Genomic DNA, 15,814 nt, shown 5'->3' with positions numbered 1-15,814 from the left:
GCCGCACCCGCTCCGGCCGCCGGCGACGCGCCCCGGCCTCACCCCCAACGCGGCCGGGGCGCGTTTGCGCATCGCGACGCGTCACACCCCCGGAGAGTGCAGTGAAGCAAGACGACAATCCCTCCCCACCGGAGGCGGCGCGCCAGGCGGCGCGGCTGCCGCTGTGGGCCAATCCCCGCATCGGCCTCGTGGTGCTGCTGATCGCGCTCATCGCGCTGTTCACCACGCTGCGCCCCGCGTTCCTCAACACGCAGCTCACCCTCGTCCCCATGCAGTCCGACATCAGCGTGTACGCCGTGGTCGGGCTCTCCCAGCTGGCCGTGCTGTCGCTGGGCCACATGAACATGGCCGTGGGCCGGATGGCCGCGATGAGCGCCTTCGCCGCCGGCCTGCTGCACGACCGGCTGGACGCGCCCCTCATCGTCTGCCTGCTCGGCGGCCTGGCCACCGGCGCGCTGCTCGGCGCGCTCGCCGGGCTCATCATCGCCCGCACCGGCGTCAACTCGTTCGTGGTCACCCTCGCCCTCGACTTCGCCCTGATCGGCCTGGTGTCGCTGCTCTACGCCACGTTCACCGACGGGGTCGCGTTCGGCGGGCTGCCCGCGGGCATGTCCGCGCTGCGCACCGACACGTTCGCCGACTACTGCGCCGGGGACGTGTGCGGCCCGGAGATCCCGCTGCTGGCCCCGATCGCGCTGGTCGCGGCGCTCGGCGTAGGGCTGCTGTTCCGCTGGTCGCGGATCGGCCGGGAAGTGCTGATGACCGGCGCCAACGCCAAGGCCGCGCTGCTGTCCGGCATCCCGGTGAACCTGCGGGTCGTCCAGGCGCACGCGCTGTCCGGGCTGCTGGCCGGGCTGGCCGGGTTCCTGCTGTCGGCCAACAACGGCTCGTTCTCCGCCGGGGTCGGCGACGGCTTCCTGCTGCCGTCCTTCCTCGCGCCGGTGCTCGGCGGCACGCTGCTGGTCGGCGGCGCGGTGAGCGTGCTCGGCACGGTGCTCGGCACCGGCATCACCCAGGTCATCTACAAGGGGCTGAACCTGCTGCAGTTCCAGGTCGACGAGCTGAAGCTCTACATCGGGCTGGTGCTGCTGGCCGCGCTGTCGCTGGACCGGCTGCGCCACGTCCTCGCCGAACGCAGGGGAGTACCGGCATGACCAGCACCATCGAGACCCCCACCGAGCGGCCCACCGCGACCGCTGCGAGCGCTCCGGGCGTGCGGCTGCGGCGCACCGTGCGCTCCTCGGAGTTCACGCTGGTCGCGATCGCCGTCATCGGCTTCGTCGCGCTCACCCTGACCACCGACGGCAACATGCTGTCCTCAGGCACGCTGGCCGCGTTCTTCCGGTTCCTGGCCGTACCCATGATCATCGGGTTGGCGCAGATGGTGGTGCTGGCCATCGGGCAGATGAACCTGTCCGTCGGCGTGCTCACCGGCTTCTGCGCCATGGTCGCCGCCTGGGCCATGCTGGAGGCCGGACTGCCCGCGCCGCTCGCCGTGCCCGGCGCGATGCTGCTCGGCGCGGCCGTCGGCCTCGGCAACGGGCTGCTGGTCGTGTTCACCAGGATCAACGCGTTCATCGTCACCCTGGCCACGATGACCATCATCGACGGCCTGCGTTACGGCGTGAACGGGCCGGGCACCTACCAGGACTACTCGGCCGGGCTGCAGGAGCTGGGCCAGGCCTCCCTGCTCGGCTTCCCCGTGGTGTTCCTGCTGGCCTGTGTGGTCGCCGCGGGGGTGTGGTTCTTCTTCGCCCGCACCGTGCCCGGCCGGCACCTGCTGGCCAGCGGCGGCAGCCCGTTCGCGGCGCGGCTGTCCGGCGTGTCCAACGACCGGTCCATCCTGCTCGCGCACACCCTCTCCGGCCTGCTGGCCGGGGTCGCCGCGGTGCTCACCCTGGCCCAGTCCGGCTCGGTGAACGCCAGCATCGGCGACGACCTGCTGCTGCCCAGCTTCGCCGCGCCCATCATCGGCGGCGTCGCGCTGGCGGGCGGCGTGGTCAGCGTGCTGGGCACCTGCCTGGCCGCGTTCATCGTTCGGCTGGTCGACGTCACCCAGGCCCAGTTCGCCATCAACCGGCGCTGGGTCGACCTGATCGTCGGCGCGGTCGTGCTCGGCGTGGTGCTGTCCGGCGCGATCCGGCAGAAGCTGTCCCGGAGGTCGTCGTGATGCTGCTGGCCGAGGGCCTGATCAAGAGCTTCCCGGGCGTACGCGCTTTGGACGGCGCGACCCTGAAACTGGCCGCGGGCAGCGTGCACGCCCTGCTCGGCGAGAACGGCGCGGGCAAGAGCACCCTGGTGAAGATCCTGACCGGGGTGTACCGGCCCGACGGCGGCCGGGTGCTGCTCGACGGCGCCGAGGTCCACTTCGGCAGCCCGCTGGAGGCGCTGCGGGCCGGCATCGGCGTGGTGCACCAGGAACGCAACCTGGTGCCGGAGTTCTCCATCGCGGAGAACATCGCCCTGCAGCACCTGCCGCACCGGGGCGGCGTGGTCGACCGGACGCGTATGCGGGCCGAGGCCCGCCGCTGCCTCGGCCTGCTCGACCTGGACCTGGACCCGGACACCCGGGTCGCCGAGCTGTCGGTGGCCCAGGCGCAGCTCGTCGAGATCGCCAAGGCGCTGTCGGTGGACACCCGGGTGCTGCTGCTCGACGAGCCCACCGCCTCGCTCACCGGCGAGGAGGCCGACCGGCTCTACGCCATCGTGCGCAAGCTGACCGCCGCCGGGCACGCCGTGGTGCTGGTCAGCCACAAGCTGGAAGAGGTGTTCGCGGTCGCCGACACGGTCACCGTGCTGCGCGACGGGCACAGCGTCGCGCAGGCGCAGCCGCTGTCCGGGTACACCCGCGACGGCATCGTGGACCTGATGGTCGGCCGGGCGTACGCCTCCGTGCGGCTCGCGGACCGCACCGTCGACCGGGCCGCGGTGCCCGCGCTGGAGCTGACCGGGGTCAGCACCGGGCACGGCCACCGCGACGTGTCGCTGTCCGTGGCCCGCGGCGAGATCCTCGGCCTCTACGGCCTGGTCGGCGCGGGCCGCACCGAGCTGGCCAAGGCGCTGCTCGGCCTCGGCGAGATCACCGGCGGCGAGGTACGCGTGCACGGCACGCCGGTGCGCATCCGCGACGTCGGGCAGGCGCTGCGCCAGTACCGCATCGGCTACGTGCCCGAGGACCGCAAGGGCGAGGGGCTGTTCCTGGAGCAGCCGATCGCCCGCAACGTCGGGGTGACCGTGTGGCGGCGGCTGGCCAGGCTCGGCCTCATCCCCGACCGGGGCGAGCGGCGCGTGGTCGACGAGTACACCGAGCTGCTCGGCATCCGGCTGGCCTCACCGCAGCAGCTGGCCGGTCAGCTGTCCGGCGGCAACCAGCAGAAGGTCAGCCTCGCCAAGTGGCTGGCCGCCGAGTGCGACATCCTCATCGTGGACGAGCCGACCGTCGGCATCGACGTGCGCACCAAGGCGGCGTTCCACGAGCTGATCGCGCGGCTGGCCGGGCAGGGCATGGCGATCCTGCTCATCTCCTCGGACCTGCCCGAGGTGGTGACCCTGGCCGACCGCATCGTGGTGCTGGGCGAGGGCGCGGTGCGCGGCGAGCTGGCCAACGACCACGACTACGACGCCGTCAGCCAGCGCGTCATCCGCCTCATCCACGCCGCGCCCGCCGCCGCGTGACCGATGCTCGAAAGCTCCCGTCCTGCTGCCGGAGCGGCGTGACGGGAGCCTTCGGGCATGGGGGAGAGGTGTTCAGCGCCAGCGCTCGGCGGCGGCCTGGCACTTCACGCAGTGGGTGACCCAGGGCATGATCTCCATGCGGGCGGGCGGGATCGGCAGGCCGCAGCCGTTGCAGGTGCCCAGGGTGCCGGCCTCCAGGCGGGTCAGCGCCTCGCCCAGCTTGCGCATGTGGTCGTCGAGCGCGGCCGTCAGCAGGTCCTGCTGCTCGGTGTCCGACACCATCGTGCCCGCGTCCGCGACGTCGCCGGGACCCTGGTCCCCGGACCGGCGCAGCTGCGCGACGGCCTCGGTCTGCACACGCACCTGCTCGGCGGCCTCCTCGTAGCGGGCCCGCAGCAGCACGCCCAGCTGTGCCATGTCGAGCGTGCCTTCCAGCGTTGTCATCATGCCTCCACTGTCTCGGTGCAACGGTGCTTCCCGATGCCACCGGCGGCGAAACCTCCATCGCCTCAAGCGAGACAACGGATCGCGCGCCGGGCGGTTTCGGGTCGGGCGCAGCCATGGTGCGCCGGATGTCTGAGCTTTCGCTGAACGTGTGGCGGAGCACTGGCGCGGGGGCGTTATCCTGCCCGCCGCCGGTCGCACGGGCGCTGGACAACCGCGCCGGGTGGGGCGAATTGCCCGATCAATCCGGAAGGTGGCCGAGGGCCGGAGCATCCTCCGGCGGCGGTGCACCGGGCTGCCGCGTGACGCTCCCCACTGAGCGCCCGGCCGCCGCGTGACCGTCCACTTAGGTATGACCGGGAACGTGAAACGTGAACATGATTTCGAGCCTTTTGGCCAATTTTTGTCATACCAAGTGGCTTGTATCCAATGCCTGATTTGTTAGGTTGTCCAGCAGTGCCATCCCGGGCGAGGGCGACTCGCCGCAACGGGGCCCCGGACGGACCGGGGTCCGACATGACGGAGGGTGTGGTCGTGCGCTATCGGCCGGAGCTGGTCAGGGAGGCCGACCGCTACTGCGGCCGGCGCCGTGCGGGCGTGCCCTCGCGGAGCAGGTACGCCACCGTGGTCGCCACGGCGGCCGCGGGAGCCGGGATCGTGGCCTTCGGCGCCGGTGCGATGGTGCCGGACGCCAAGGGATACGGGCACATGACGTCGTTCTCCGACAGCGCCCGCGCCGAGATCGCCGAGCGGGCCGACCGCGGCGAGCGGCCGCTGAGCACCTCCATCAACCAGGGCGCCCCCGACGCGTGGGTGCTGCCCCTGCACGACTACACGCTGAGCTCCCGCTTCGGCATGCGCTGGGGCAGCCCGCACCGCGGGCTCGACCTGGCCGGGCTGCCGGAGGGCACGCCTTACATGGCGGTGCGAGGTGGGACCGTGGTGCAGGCCGGCTGGAACGGCGGCTACGGCAACTCGATCATCATCGACCACGGCGACGGCCTGCAGACGCTGTACGGGCACTCCAGCCGGGTGCTGGTCCGGGTCGGCGACCGGATCCAGGCCGGGGACGTCATCGGCCTGGTCGGCAACACCGGCTACTCGTTCGGCAACCACCTGCACCTGGAGATCCACGTCGACGGCGTCGCGCACGACCCCCTGACCTGGTTCAAGAAGCACGGCGTCGACTTCGAGCTGGAAGTCGAAGAGGTATACGGCGCCTGAGTCCGTGCCGCCCGGGGCATGATCGCGGTTTCGTGTCGATTGGCGTGGTCCTGCCGCAGGTTCTGACACGAGACGGCGATCTTCGCCTTTAGGCGACCAGCGGGCTTCGGGATTGGACGATCCGGCATTCTTCGTGACCTGAAAACGTTGTCATGGAACGTTTGTCGGGTTGCCGTCTACCCAGTGCAGCGACAGAATCACCAGGAGTCGCAGCTGGGGAGAGCCTAGGGATGACAGCAGGTTGGACGCCGCCGTCGGCAGGCCGGGTCGCCCGGCTGCGGGGTGCGTCCACCGAGGCCGTCGAGGCGGCCCCGAGCCCGCTGCCTGCGTCCGCGCTCGCTTTCCTCACCCTCCCTTCGGCGCCCGCCTGCACCGCCGCGCCGCTCGTCGCCTGCGCGCTCGACGAGCTGGAGCGCGCCGTGCTGCGCCTGTTCCCGGCCTGGCTGCCCGCCACCGGTTCGAGCACGATCGCCGCCGGGACGAGCTGTGGTGGCTCGACGGCTTCGCCGTGCTGCGCTTCACCGACGACCAGGTCCTCACCGAGCCCCGGCGAGGTGCCGACACACCTGGAGCAGTACCTCCGACCCCGCCGCATCGATGCGCACAAGGAGTGAAGATGGTCAACCTCAAGCCCTCGCAGAAGGCGTTCCTGATGCTGCTGATGGCCGAGGCCCGCGAGGTCTCCAACAGCGAGCTGCTGGCGCGCTACGGCGTCGCGATCGCCGGCGCGGACAGCCGCGCACTGGTCGAGGCCAAGCTTGTCACCAGGCGCAAGGGCGCCAACGGTGCGCTGGTGCACGAGCTGACCGACGAGGGCTGGGCACAGTGCAAGCGGGAGCTGGGGGCCGAGTACGTGCGGGGCGCCGGCCCGGCGTTCCCGGCGCTGCACGCGCTGCTGGGCGCGGTGGACCGGCACCTGAGCCGCAGCGGGGTCGCCCTGGCGGACATGTTCACCGCCAGCACCGCGCCGCCCGCCCCGCGGCCGGCCGTCAAGGTGAAGCCGGTGGTCAAGCGCGGGCTGGAGAAACGCCTGCTGGCCGCGTACGACAGGCTCTCGGACATGCCCAACGCGTGGGTCAGCCTGACCGACCTGCGTGCCGAGCTGGCCGGGGACAGCTTCGAGGACGTCAACCACGTGCTGATGAAGATGGCCGTGGCGCGCACCATCGTGCTGGTGCCGGAGGAGGACCAGCGGACGCTCACCGCCGCGGACCATGCGGCCGCCATTCACATCGGCGGGGAGGACAAGCACCTGCTCTCCATCGAGGCGGTCGCCTGAATCCGGCGAACGCGGGCCGCCGATGCCCGACCCGGCCGAGGGGCCGTCGCGCCGAAAGTGGCGCGGCGGCCCCTCGGCATGTCAGTATGGGCAACAGTTCTAGAACAGTTGGAGGAACTGTGGGTGCCATCACTGCTCAGGGCCTGCCCGCGCTGCTGCCCGCCGCCGGGCTGATGCGCGAACCCGGCGCGAACGGCCGCTTCGGCGAGTTCGGCGGGCGCTTCGTGCCCGAGTCGCTCATCCCGGCCTGCGCCGAGGTCGAGGAGGCCTTCCGCGACGCCTGGGCCGACGCCGGCTTCCGCCGCGACCTGGACCGCCTGCTCACCGTGTACGCCGGTCGGCCCACCCCGGTCACCCCGGCCTGGCGGCTGTCCGCCGAGCTGGGCGTGGACGTGCTCCTCAAGCGGGAGGACCTGGCGCACACGGGCTCCCACAAGATCAATAACGTGCTGGGGCAGGCGCTGCTCGCCGTGCGCATGGGCCGTACCCGTCTCATCGCCGAGACCGGTGCGGGCCAGCACGGCGTCGCCACCGCCACCGCCGCCGCGCTGCTCGGCCTGTCCGCCACCGTCTTCATGGGCAGCAAGGACATGGCCCGCCAGGCGCTCAACGTGCACCGCATGCGGCTGCTCGGCGCCGAGGTCGTCGAGGTCACCAGCGGCAGCCGCACCCTCAAGGACGCCACCAGCGAGGCCATGCGCCACTGGGTGACCTGCGTCGACGAGGCGTACTACTGCATCGGCTCGGTGATGGGCCCGCACCCCTACCCGTGGATGGTGCGCGAGTTCCAGCGGGTCATCGGCGCCGAGGCGCGCGCCCAGTGCGCCGCCGAGCTGCCCAGGGCCGTGCCCGACTACGTGGTCGCCTGCGTCGGCGGCGGCTCCAACGCCGCGGGCACCTTCGCGGGCTTCGCCGACACGGGCGCGCAGCTCGTCGGCGTCGAGGCGGCGGGCGGCGCGGCGATCTCGAACGGCGCGGTCGCGGTCATGCACGGCCACCGCTCGTACGCCATCCAGGACGGCGACGGGCAGATCCTGGAGGCCGAGTCGATCGCCGCGGGCCTGGACTACCCCGGCATCGGCCCCGAGCACGCGCACCTGCACGAACTCGGCCGGGCCCGGTACGTCACCGTCACCGACGCCGAGGTGGTCGACGCGGTCAAGCGGCTGGCCCGCAGCGAGGGCATCCTGCCCGCACTCGAATCCGCCCACGCGGTGGCCTGGGTGCTGCGCGCCGCGGGCACCGCCGAGCTGCCCGCCGGCAGCACCGTGCTGATCACCCTGTCCGGGCGCGGTGACAAGGACTCGAACAGCCTGATGGAGATACAGTGACGACGCCGACCGTGACGGGCGTGCCCGTCGAGACCCACCTGCGCGCTCGCCGCGACGCCGGCCGCAAGCTGCTCGTGCCGTACGTCACCGCGGGCGTGTGCGACGACTGGACCGCCCACCTGCGCGCCTGCGCCGAGGCGGGCGCGGACGCCATCGAGATCGGGCTGCCGTTCTCCGAGCCGACCGTCGACGGCCCCACGGTGCAGGAGGCGTCCGACCGGGCGCTGCACCGGGGCACCAGCCTGCGCATCCTGCTCGCCGATCTGCGTACGGTCCGCGTGGACGTGCCGCTGATCGTGATGACGTACTACCACCTCGTCGCGCGGGAGGGCCTCGCCGCGGTCTGCGCCGCGCTGGCCGAGGCCGGCGTACGCGGCCTCATCGTGCCCGACCTGCCGCTGGACGAGTCGGCCGGGCTGGAGCAGGCCGCCGCCGGGGCCGGGATCGACCTGATCCTGGTCGCCGCACCCAGCAGCAGCCCCGCCCGGCTCCGCGAGATCGCGCAGCGCAGCCGGGGCTTCGTCTACGCGGTCACCGCCATGGCCACCACCGGCGAGCGCACCGCCCTGCCCGCCACGGCCGGCGCCTACGCCGCGACCCTCAAACAGCACACCGACCTGCCCGTACTCCTCGGCTTCGGCATCTCCACCCCGGACCACGCCGCCGCCGGGGCCCGCTCCGCCGACGGCGTCGTGGTCGGCTCGGCCCTCATGCGCCGCATCCTCGACGGCGCCACCCCCGCCGACACCGCCGCCTTCGTCACCTCCCTCCGCACCACCCTGGATACCTGAAAGGAAGGGCACCTTCTTAACGCTTTGCGTAGAAGAAGGTGCCCTTCTTAACGCGGCGGGAAGGCGTGGTCTTGACGCGGCGGGCAGACGCGGGCGGCGGCGTCGATCGGCGCGCGGGATGCCGGGGATACTTGCTGGCATCCTCGCCGTCCGACGACAGGAGCGCCGCCATGCCCAGCCCTCGGTATCGGGCCATCGCCGCGGACCTCGCCGAGCGCATCCGGCGCGGGGAGTACCCGCCCGGCACCGCGCTGCCCGCCCAGCGGGAGCTGAGCGTCCACTACGAGGTGGCGCTGGCGACGGCACGGCAGGCGCTGCAGGCCCTGATCGACGACGGGCTGATCGTGGTCGAGGCAGGACGTGGCACCTTCGTCGCCCCGGCGCGCCCGGCGTACCGGCTGGACACCCTGCGCAGCTTCGTCGACGACCTGCGCGAGCAGGGCCACCGGGTCAGCACCGAGGTGGTGTCGCACTCGCTGCGCACCATGCCCGCCTGGGCCGCCGCGCTGTGGGGCGAACGGGACACGGCCGCCCGCGCGCTGCGGCTGGAGCGGCTGCGCCTGGTCGACGGCGTACCGGCCATCCACCAGGTGTCCTGGGTGGACGAACCGTACGCGAGCCGCCTGCGCGGCACCGACTTCACCGCCGTCGCCCTCTACGCCGCGCTCGCCGACGCGGGCATGGACATCGTCTCGGCGACCGAGCGCATCACCGCCGCCGCGCTCACCGCCGCGAGCGCGGGCCTGCTGCACCGGCCCGAGGGCAGCCCGGTGCTGGTCAGCGAGCGGGTCACCCGCACCCGCGACGGCGCGGCCGGGGTGGTGGACCGCGCCGTCATCGCGGGCGAGCTGATGCAGGTGCGCGCCGAGCGCACCGTGCACCAGGTGTCCGTGCAGTGGGGCGGCCCCGGTCAGCGCTGACCGGACAGCTCCCGCTCGTAGTAGCGGATCTTGTCGCGCAGGTGGCCGTACTGCTTCTCCAGCAGCGCCATCTGCTCCTCGACCGCCTCGGCGTGGGCGCGCAGCAGCTCGACCCGGTCGGCGATGGTCTGGTCGCCGCTGCGCGACAGCTCCGCGAAGCGGCACATCTGGTTGATGGGCATGCCGGTATCGCGCAGGCAGCGCAGCATGCCGAGCCAGCCCAGGTCGTCGTCGGTGAAGACGCGCTGCCCGCCCGGCGTGCGGTCCACCTCGCTGAGCAGGCCGATGCGCTCGTAGTACCGCAGCGTGTCGATGCTGAAGCCGCTGCGCCGGGACGTTTCGGAGGGGGTGTACGCGGTCATGGCCCGACGATAGCTTGACCTGGAGCGCGCTCCAGGTGCCAGGCTCGTTGGCATGACGACACGGACACTGGGCCGCAGCGGCATCGAGGTCAGCGCGCTGGGCATGGGCTGCTGGGCCATCGGCGGCCCGTTCTGGGGCGAGGACGGCCAGCCCTACGGCTGGGGCGAGGTCGACGACGACGAGTCGATCCGCACCGTGCACCGCGCCCTCGACCTCGGCATCACCCTGTTCGACACCTCCAGCAACTACGGCGCCGGGCACAGCGAGCGGGTGCTCGGCCGGGCCCTGGCCGGGCGGCGGGACGACGTGGTCCTCGCCAGCAAGTTCGGCTACACGACCGTCGAGGAGACGCGCCTGGCCACCGGCGAGGACGCGACGCCCGAGTACGCGGTCAGCTGCCTGGACGGCATCCTGCGCCGGCTCGGCACCGACTACCTCGACCTGTACCAGCTGCACCTCGGCGGGCTGCCGATCAGCCAGGCCCTGGACCTGGTCGCGACGCTGGAGGACCTGGTCGCGCAGGGCCGCATCCGGGCGTACGGGTGGAGCACCGACGACGCCGAGCGGGCCGCCGCGTTCGCCAAGGCCGGTGCGCACTGCGCGACGGTGCAGTACGACTCCTCGGTGCTCAACGACAACGCGGCGATGGTCGAGGTGCTGGCCGCCTGCGACCTGGGCGGGCTCAACCGGGGGCCGCTCGCGATGGGGCTGCTCACCGGCAAGTACCACGGCACCGCCGGGCTCATCGGCGGCGACGACGTGCGCGGGCGCAGCCCCGAGTGGCTGCAGTGGTTCGACGACGGGGTGCCCACTCCGGCGTGGGCGGCGCGGGTGGACCGGGTGCGCGAGGCGCTGACCAGCGACGGCCGCACCCTCGCGCAGGGCGCGCTGGGCTGGCTGCTCGCCCGCAGCCCGCACAACCTGCCCATCCCCGGGTGCCGCACGGTCGCGCAGGCGGAGGAGAACTTCGCCCCGCTCGCCCTCACCCCGCTGCCCGCCGACGCCTTCACCGAGGTCGAGTCCCTCCTGGCCGACCTCCGCGCCTGACCCGGCGGCCTCCCGGGCGGCAGCCGGCTGCCTTCACCGGCCGGTCCGCCGGGCGGCTTCCGCGGCTTGCGGGCTTCCACGGTTGATCGCGGTCTCGTGTCGAAATGTGCGGTGTGGCCCCACCTTCCGACACGAGACCGCGATCTCCGTGGGGCGGTCGGGGTGCGGGCTGTGGGTTGATCGCGGTCTCGTGTCGAGAAGTGTGGTGTGGCTGCACTTTTCGACACGAGATGGCGATCTTGGGGAGGGGGTGGCTGCGGGGGTGGGGGTGGTGCAAAGCGGTTGCCGGGGGTGGGCTGGACTGCCTACCTTGCGGGCGTGGAAAGTGACGTGAGGGGGCGGCGGTGAGCGGCCGGTTGCGCGAGATCGCGCGGCAGACGGTGGCGATCGCCGAGGCGGGCGGCTACCGCGACGCCGCGGGCAGGACCGTCGAGATCGGAGCGGCGGTACGCGCCGCGGTAGAGGGAACCCGGCACTACCAGCCGGAGGACCCGCTGGACCCGCCGGGTGAGCGTGCGGCGCACCCCGTGATCGAGGTGACCCGCGAGTCCACCCTGGTCGCCGCGCGCCGGGCCGGACCGGAAGCGGCGTCCCTGGTGTTCGCCTCGGCGAAGAACCCGGGCGGCGGCTTCCTCGGCGGCGCCCAGGCGCAGGAGGAGAGCCTCGCCCGCGCCTCGGCGCTCTACCCCGCGCTGCTCACCGCACCGGACTTCTACGCGTACCACCGCGCACAGCGCGACCTGCGCTACAGCGACCGGGTCGTCTACTCACCCGCCGTCCCGGTGTTCCGTGACGACAAGGGCAACCTGCTCGCCGAGCCCTACCTGACCTCGTTCCTGACCGCCGCCGCCCCCAACCTGGGCGCGATCGTCCGCAACCAGCCCGAGCACACCGCCGACGTGCCCGCCGTGCTGCTGCGCCGGGCGACGCGCGTGCTGGCGATCGCGGCCGCGCACGGCCACCGCACGCTGGTGCTCGGCGCCTGGGGCTGCGGCGTGTTCCGCAACGACCCGGCGGTCGTCGCGGGCGCGTTCGCCGAGGCGCTGCGCACCGTGGACCGCTTCGACCACGTCATCTTCGCCGTGTACGACCGCGTGTCCGGCACCCCCGTGCACGCGGCCTTCGCCAAGGTCTTCGGCGCCTGACGGCTCGGCCGCCGGACCACCCACGCGGCGGCGCGTGACAGCGGGCGGTCGAGGGGGTGCCGGTCAGAGGGCCGCGGCGGCGCGCAAACCGAGGCGCGGGGAGGCGAGCACCGGGATCGCGGTCGCGCCGCGCTCGGCGGCCGGGGCCATCGACGCCTGTGCCAGCACGATCACGTCCGCATCGGTCACCGCGGCCAGCGCGGCGGTGACCCGGTCGAGGTACCCGTCGAGGTCACCGGCCTCGAAGCGGTCCCACGCCCCGCAGATCACCTGCGCGCGCACCTCGACGGCGCGGCCCGCGCGGGCGGCTTCCTGCTCGATCAGCGAGCTGGTGGGCGCGAGGGTGGTGGCGAGCGCGGCCAGCACCGTGATCCGCGTCCCGGCCTCGACCGCGGCGGCGGCCATGGGCCGGTCCACGCGCAGCACCGGGATGCCCGCCGCGGCGGCGGCGCTCTCGGCGAGCGCGCCGATGGTGGAGCAGGTGCACAGCACGGCGCGCGCCCCGGCTTCGGCGGCCAGCTGGACCTGCTGCGTGACCTGGTCGGCGACGGCCGGTACGCCGCGCCGGCGGGCTTCGTCGAGCAGGTGCTCGGCGACGATGTGGTAGAGCGTGAGCGTCGGGGCGACCTCGCCGCGGAGGCGGTCGAAGGTCAGCACGTGAGCCTGCGAGGTGTGCAGCAGCGCCAGCATCGTTCGTTTCCGGGCACGTATCGGTCATCAGGGGCGGGTCACGCTAACACCACCCGGAGCGCCGGACCGGCCCGGCGAGATCGTGATCACACCGCTTTACAAACCGTACGTACGTACTGTTAAGTGAAAGCCGTGCTGAAGCGACTGCTGCCCGATTCCGGACCCCTGCGCGCGCTCGCCGCCGTCACCCTCGTCAACACCGTCGGACAGGGACTGTGGGTGACGTCGAGCGCCCTCTACCTCACCCAGGTGGTCGGGCTGTCCCCGGCGCAGTACGGCCTCGGCCTCACCGCCGCGTCCCTGGTCTGCGTGGTGGCGAGCACGCCGATGGGTTACCTGGCCGACCGCCGCGGCCCGCGGGGCGTCCAGCTGTTCGCGTACGCGCTGCAGGCTGTGCTCGCCGCGGCGATGCTGCTGGTGGCGTCCTTCCCGGCCTTCGTCGCACTGTCGGCGGTGACCGCGCTGGCCGACGCGGCGGCCCGAGGTGCGCGCGGCGCGCTGATCGCCGGGGCGCTGCCCGCCGAGCGCCGGGTGCGCGGGCGCGCCTACCTGCGCGCCACCACCAACGTCGGCATCTCGCTCGGCGCCGCGCTGGCCGGCCTCGCCATCGCCGCGGACACTCCCACGGCGTACCGGCTGATGATCGTCGGGAACGCGGTCAGCTTCCTCGGCGCGGCGCTGCTCGGCCTCCGGCTGCCCGCGGTCGCGCCGGTGCCCGCGACCGGCGGTCCGCGCCTGGTGGCCCTGCGCGACCGGCCGTACCTGGCCTTCGTGGCGCTGGACGGGCTGCTGGCGATGCACTTCGACATCCTCAACGTGGTGCTGCCGCTGTGGATCGCCACCCGCACGGACGCGCCGCACTGGCTGATCGCCGTACTGCTGCTGGTCAACACCAGCATGGTGGTGCTGCTGCAGGTGCGGGCTGCCCGGGGCACCGAAGGGCTGGACGGCGCCGCCCGCGCCGCCCGCACCGCGGGGCTGTTCGTCGCCGCGGCCTGCCTGCTGTTCGCGGCGAGCGCCGGGGTGCCCGGCTGGGCCGCGGTCGCGGTGCTCGTCCTCGGCGCCCTGGTGCACGTGATCGGCGAGCTGCGCCAGTCGGCGGCCGGGTGGGGCATCTCGTTCGGGCTCGCCCCGGACGGCGCGCAGGGCCAGTACCAGGCCACGTACTCGATGGGGGCGCAGTTCGGCCGGATGCTCGCCCCGGTCCTGCTGACCTGGCTCGCGCTGAGCCACGGGGTGCTCGGCTGGGCGGTGATGGCGGTCCTGTTCGCACTGATCGGAGCGGCGATCCCGTACACCGTCGCCTGGGCCCGCCGCAGCCCGCGCCCCGCGGCCGCACCGGCGGCCCTCTGACCTGGTCTTCCGTCGGTCGCGGAACCACTGTCGCTTATTGCACTCGACAGCTCTTGCGGGCACCTGCTAGCTTTCTCTTGCAGGTGAAAGAAGGAGCTGGGAGGCACCGAGTGGAGACCTCGCACAGCGGCGACGAGCTGGCGCGGATGCTGGCCACGCTGGCCAACCCGCACCGCATGCGGGTGATCGCGGCGCTGGCGAGCGGGCGCAACTACGTCAGCGCGCTCGCCCGCGAGCTGGGCATCAGCCGGCCGCTGCTGCAGCTGCACCTGGCCCGGCTGGAGGCGGCCGGGCTGGTCACCGCCACGTTCGAGCTGTCGGCCGACGGCAAGGCGATGAAGTTCTACGACACGGTGCCGTTCACCGTGACGCTCACCCCGCAGAGCATCGCGCTCGCCGCGCGCACGCTCACCCTCGAGGACGGAGAGAAGACGTCATGAGTTCGTACACGATGAGCATGGGCGCCATCTGGACGGGCGGCATGCTGGTGCTGGCCATCGCCGGGATGTTCCTGTGGCACCGCCGCGAGGAGACCAAGGCCAGGTCCGGCCTGTCCGGCGAGCGCGAGCAGCTGGCCGCGATCAGCGCGCAGCTCACCGAGCTGCAGACCCGCGTCGCCAAGATCGAGAAGGTGCTGGCCTCGGTGGACTGACACCGTGCGCCACCGTCCCACCTGCCTCGGGACGCGCGGCTCGGCTCGCGCCGGGCACCGCCGCCACGGGGAGGTGGGACGGTTTCGATCAGCGGTCGGCCTAGGCTGAACGTCATGACGTTCCAGCTCCCTGACGCGGTCGCCGCGCTGAGCCGCACGCCCGACACCCTCGACGCACTGCTCGGCGAGCTCGACGACGGCTGGACCCGGCACCGCCCCGCCGCGGGCGAGTGGAGCGCGCACGAGGTGCTGGCCCACTTCATCCACGGCGAGCAGACCGACTGGATCCCGCGCGCCCGGATCATCCTGGAGCACGGCACCGAGCGCCCGTTCACGCCGTTCGACCGGGAGGGCCATGCCCCGATCGCGGCCGGGCGCACCACCGCCGAGCTGCTGGACCTGTTCCGCACCCTGCGCGCGGAGAACCTGGCCGCGCTGCGCGGTTTCGGCCTGACCCCCGACGACCTGGCCCGCGAGGGCACCCACCCCGCCTTCGGCCCGGTCACCCTCGGCCAGCTGCTCGCCACCTGGACCACCCACGACCACGTGCACCTCGGCCAGGTCACCCAGGCCCTGGGCAGCCGCTACACCACCGAGGTCGGCCCCTGGCAGGCCTACCTCTGGGAGTGATCCCGCTTCACGCATACGTCGGCCCGCCTGGACTGTTTCGTTCCAGGCGGGCCGACGTCGTGGTTGGGGCGCGTGCCGCGAGCCGGTCAGGCCTTGGCAGGGGTGCCGTCGGGGTCGGGTGCGCCCAGCTGGCCGGGCAGGTGCACGGTTTCCGGGGCGGTGGATGCACCGGTGCCGAGGCGGCGTCGGCTGATGCGGTTGATGAGTGGTTCGACGCCGCGGGCGAACAGTGGGCCGAGTACGGCGAGCATGAGTACGTAGGCGGCGGCC

Annotated in this window: 18 protein-coding genes and 1 pseudogene; 15 read left to right on the top strand and 4 right to left on the bottom strand. The window is 73.0% G+C overall.

The genetic code is table 11. The features are described from left to right. Positions 1-101: 101 nt before the first annotated feature. The 3 genes from Cba03nite_RS17510 to Cba03nite_RS17500 are packed head-to-tail and all read left to right on the top strand — an operon-like array spanning position 102 to position 3,675. A complete protein-coding gene (locus Cba03nite_RS17510; RefSeq protein ID WP_203747009.1) occupies positions 102-1,154 on the top strand; it encodes an ABC transporter permease in 1,053 nt (350 codons plus the stop codon). After that, a complete protein-coding gene (locus Cba03nite_RS17505; protein WP_203747007.1) occupies positions 1,151-2,170 on the top strand; it encodes an ABC transporter permease in 1,020 nt (339 codons plus the stop codon). The genes Cba03nite_RS17510 and Cba03nite_RS17505 overlap by 4 nt, the downstream gene beginning before the upstream one ends. Next, positions 2,170-3,675, top strand: a complete 1,506-nt coding sequence (locus tag Cba03nite_RS17500; RefSeq protein ID WP_239125839.1) for a sugar ABC transporter ATP-binding protein — start codon at positions 2,170-2,172, stop codon at positions 3,673-3,675. The genes Cba03nite_RS17505 and Cba03nite_RS17500 overlap by 1 nt, the downstream gene beginning before the upstream one ends. 72 nt (positions 3,676-3,747) lie before the next feature. Here the strand turns inward: Cba03nite_RS17500 and Cba03nite_RS17495 are convergent, their stop codons facing one another. Beyond that, positions 3,748-4,119 carry a TraR/DksA family transcriptional regulator gene (locus Cba03nite_RS17495; protein ID WP_203747003.1) on the bottom strand — a complete coding sequence of 124 codons (372 nt, stop codon included), beginning with the start codon at positions 4,117-4,119 and terminating at the stop codon, positions 3,748-3,750. Positions 4,120-4,635: 516 nt separating this feature from the next. Between Cba03nite_RS17495 and Cba03nite_RS17490 the strand changes: the two genes are divergently transcribed. From Cba03nite_RS17490 to Cba03nite_RS17465, 6 genes are all read left to right on the top strand, one after another. Continuing rightward, a complete protein-coding gene (locus Cba03nite_RS17490; RefSeq protein ID WP_203747001.1) occupies positions 4,636-5,343 on the top strand; it encodes a M23 family metallopeptidase in 708 nt (235 codons plus the stop codon). A 230-nt stretch (positions 5,344-5,573) separates the two neighbouring features. After that, positions 5,574-5,957, top strand: coding sequence for a hypothetical protein (locus tag Cba03nite_RS17485; RefSeq protein ID WP_203746999.1), 384 nt, complete (start codon positions 5,574-5,576; stop codon positions 5,955-5,957). A gap of 2 nt (positions 5,958-5,959) precedes the next feature. Beyond that, positions 5,960-6,622, top strand: coding sequence for a hypothetical protein (locus tag Cba03nite_RS17480; protein ID WP_203746997.1), 663 nt, complete (start codon positions 5,960-5,962; stop codon positions 6,620-6,622). Positions 6,623-6,795: 173 nt separating this feature from the next. After that, positions 6,796-7,953, top strand: a complete 1,158-nt coding sequence (gene trpB, locus Cba03nite_RS17475; RefSeq protein ID WP_239125838.1) for a tryptophan synthase subunit beta — start codon at positions 6,796-6,798, stop codon at positions 7,951-7,953. Further along, positions 7,950-8,744 carry a tryptophan synthase subunit alpha gene (gene trpA, locus Cba03nite_RS17470; RefSeq protein WP_239125816.1) on the top strand — a complete coding sequence of 265 codons (795 nt, stop codon included), beginning with the start codon at positions 7,950-7,952 and terminating at the stop codon, positions 8,742-8,744. The genes trpB and trpA overlap by 4 nt, the downstream gene beginning before the upstream one ends. A gap of 170 nt (positions 8,745-8,914) precedes the next feature. Beyond that, complete coding sequence (locus Cba03nite_RS17465; protein WP_203746993.1) at positions 8,915-9,664, top strand: GntR family transcriptional regulator; 750 nt, start codon at positions 8,915-8,917, stop codon at positions 9,662-9,664. Here Cba03nite_RS17465 and Cba03nite_RS17460 read toward each other — a convergent pair. Next, entirely contained in the window at positions 9,655-10,026 is a 372-nt protein-coding gene (locus tag Cba03nite_RS17460; RefSeq protein ID WP_203746991.1) for a MerR family transcriptional regulator, read from the bottom strand. The genes Cba03nite_RS17465 and Cba03nite_RS17460 overlap by 10 nt on opposite strands. 52 nt (positions 10,027-10,078) lie before the next feature. Here Cba03nite_RS17460 and Cba03nite_RS17455 point away from each other — a divergent pair, with 52 nt between their 5' ends. Beyond that, the gene (locus Cba03nite_RS17455; RefSeq protein ID WP_203746989.1) at positions 10,079-11,074 is read left to right on the top strand and encodes an aldo/keto reductase; all 996 of its coding nucleotides are present in this window, start codon (positions 10,079-10,081) and stop codon (positions 11,072-11,074) included. Between the two features lie 344 nt (positions 11,075-11,418). Then, positions 11,419-12,219 carry a TIGR02452 family protein gene (locus Cba03nite_RS17450; protein ID WP_203746987.1) on the top strand — a complete coding sequence of 267 codons (801 nt, stop codon included), beginning with the start codon at positions 11,419-11,421 and terminating at the stop codon, positions 12,217-12,219. 63 nt (positions 12,220-12,282) lie between these two features. On the opposite strand, the gene Cba03nite_RS17445 is transcribed toward Cba03nite_RS17450, so the two are convergent. Further along, positions 12,283-12,909 carry an aspartate/glutamate racemase family protein gene (locus Cba03nite_RS17445; RefSeq protein ID WP_203746986.1) on the bottom strand — a complete coding sequence of 209 codons (627 nt, stop codon included), beginning with the start codon at positions 12,907-12,909 and terminating at the stop codon, positions 12,283-12,285. 132 nt (positions 12,910-13,041) lie between these two features. Here Cba03nite_RS17445 and Cba03nite_RS17440 point away from each other — a divergent pair, with 132 nt between their 5' ends. From Cba03nite_RS17440 to Cba03nite_RS17425, 4 genes are all read left to right on the top strand, one after another. After that, positions 13,042-14,262, top strand: coding sequence for an MFS transporter (locus Cba03nite_RS17440; RefSeq protein WP_239125815.1), 1,221 nt, complete (start codon positions 13,042-13,044; stop codon positions 14,260-14,262). 146 nt (positions 14,263-14,408) lie between these two features. Then, complete coding sequence (locus tag Cba03nite_RS17435; protein ID WP_203747436.1) at positions 14,409-14,702, top strand: ArsR/SmtB family transcription factor; 294 nt, start codon at positions 14,409-14,411, stop codon at positions 14,700-14,702. Then, positions 14,699-14,914: a hypothetical protein gene (locus tag Cba03nite_RS17430; protein ID WP_203746985.1), complete on the top strand. Its 216-nt coding sequence runs from the start codon at positions 14,699-14,701 to the stop codon at positions 14,912-14,914. The genes Cba03nite_RS17435 and Cba03nite_RS17430 overlap by 4 nt, the downstream gene beginning before the upstream one ends. A 114-nt stretch (positions 14,915-15,028) precedes the next feature. After that, positions 15,029-15,544 (top strand): DinB family protein, encoded by a 516-nt coding sequence (locus Cba03nite_RS17425; RefSeq protein WP_203746984.1) that lies wholly within the window; start codon positions 15,029-15,031, stop codon positions 15,542-15,544. A gap of 86 nt (positions 15,545-15,630) precedes the next feature. Here the strand turns inward: Cba03nite_RS17425 and Cba03nite_RS17420 are convergent. Then, a pseudogene (locus Cba03nite_RS17420) lies at positions 15,631-15,814 on the bottom strand (hypothetical protein); the annotation flags it as partial.

It is taken from the genome of Catellatospora bangladeshensis, from assembly GCF_016862575.1.
Classification (GTDB): Bacteria; Actinomycetota; Actinomycetes; order Mycobacteriales; family Micromonosporaceae; genus Catellatospora; species Catellatospora bangladeshensis.
This window is presented reverse-complemented; position numbering and strand designations above follow the sequence as displayed.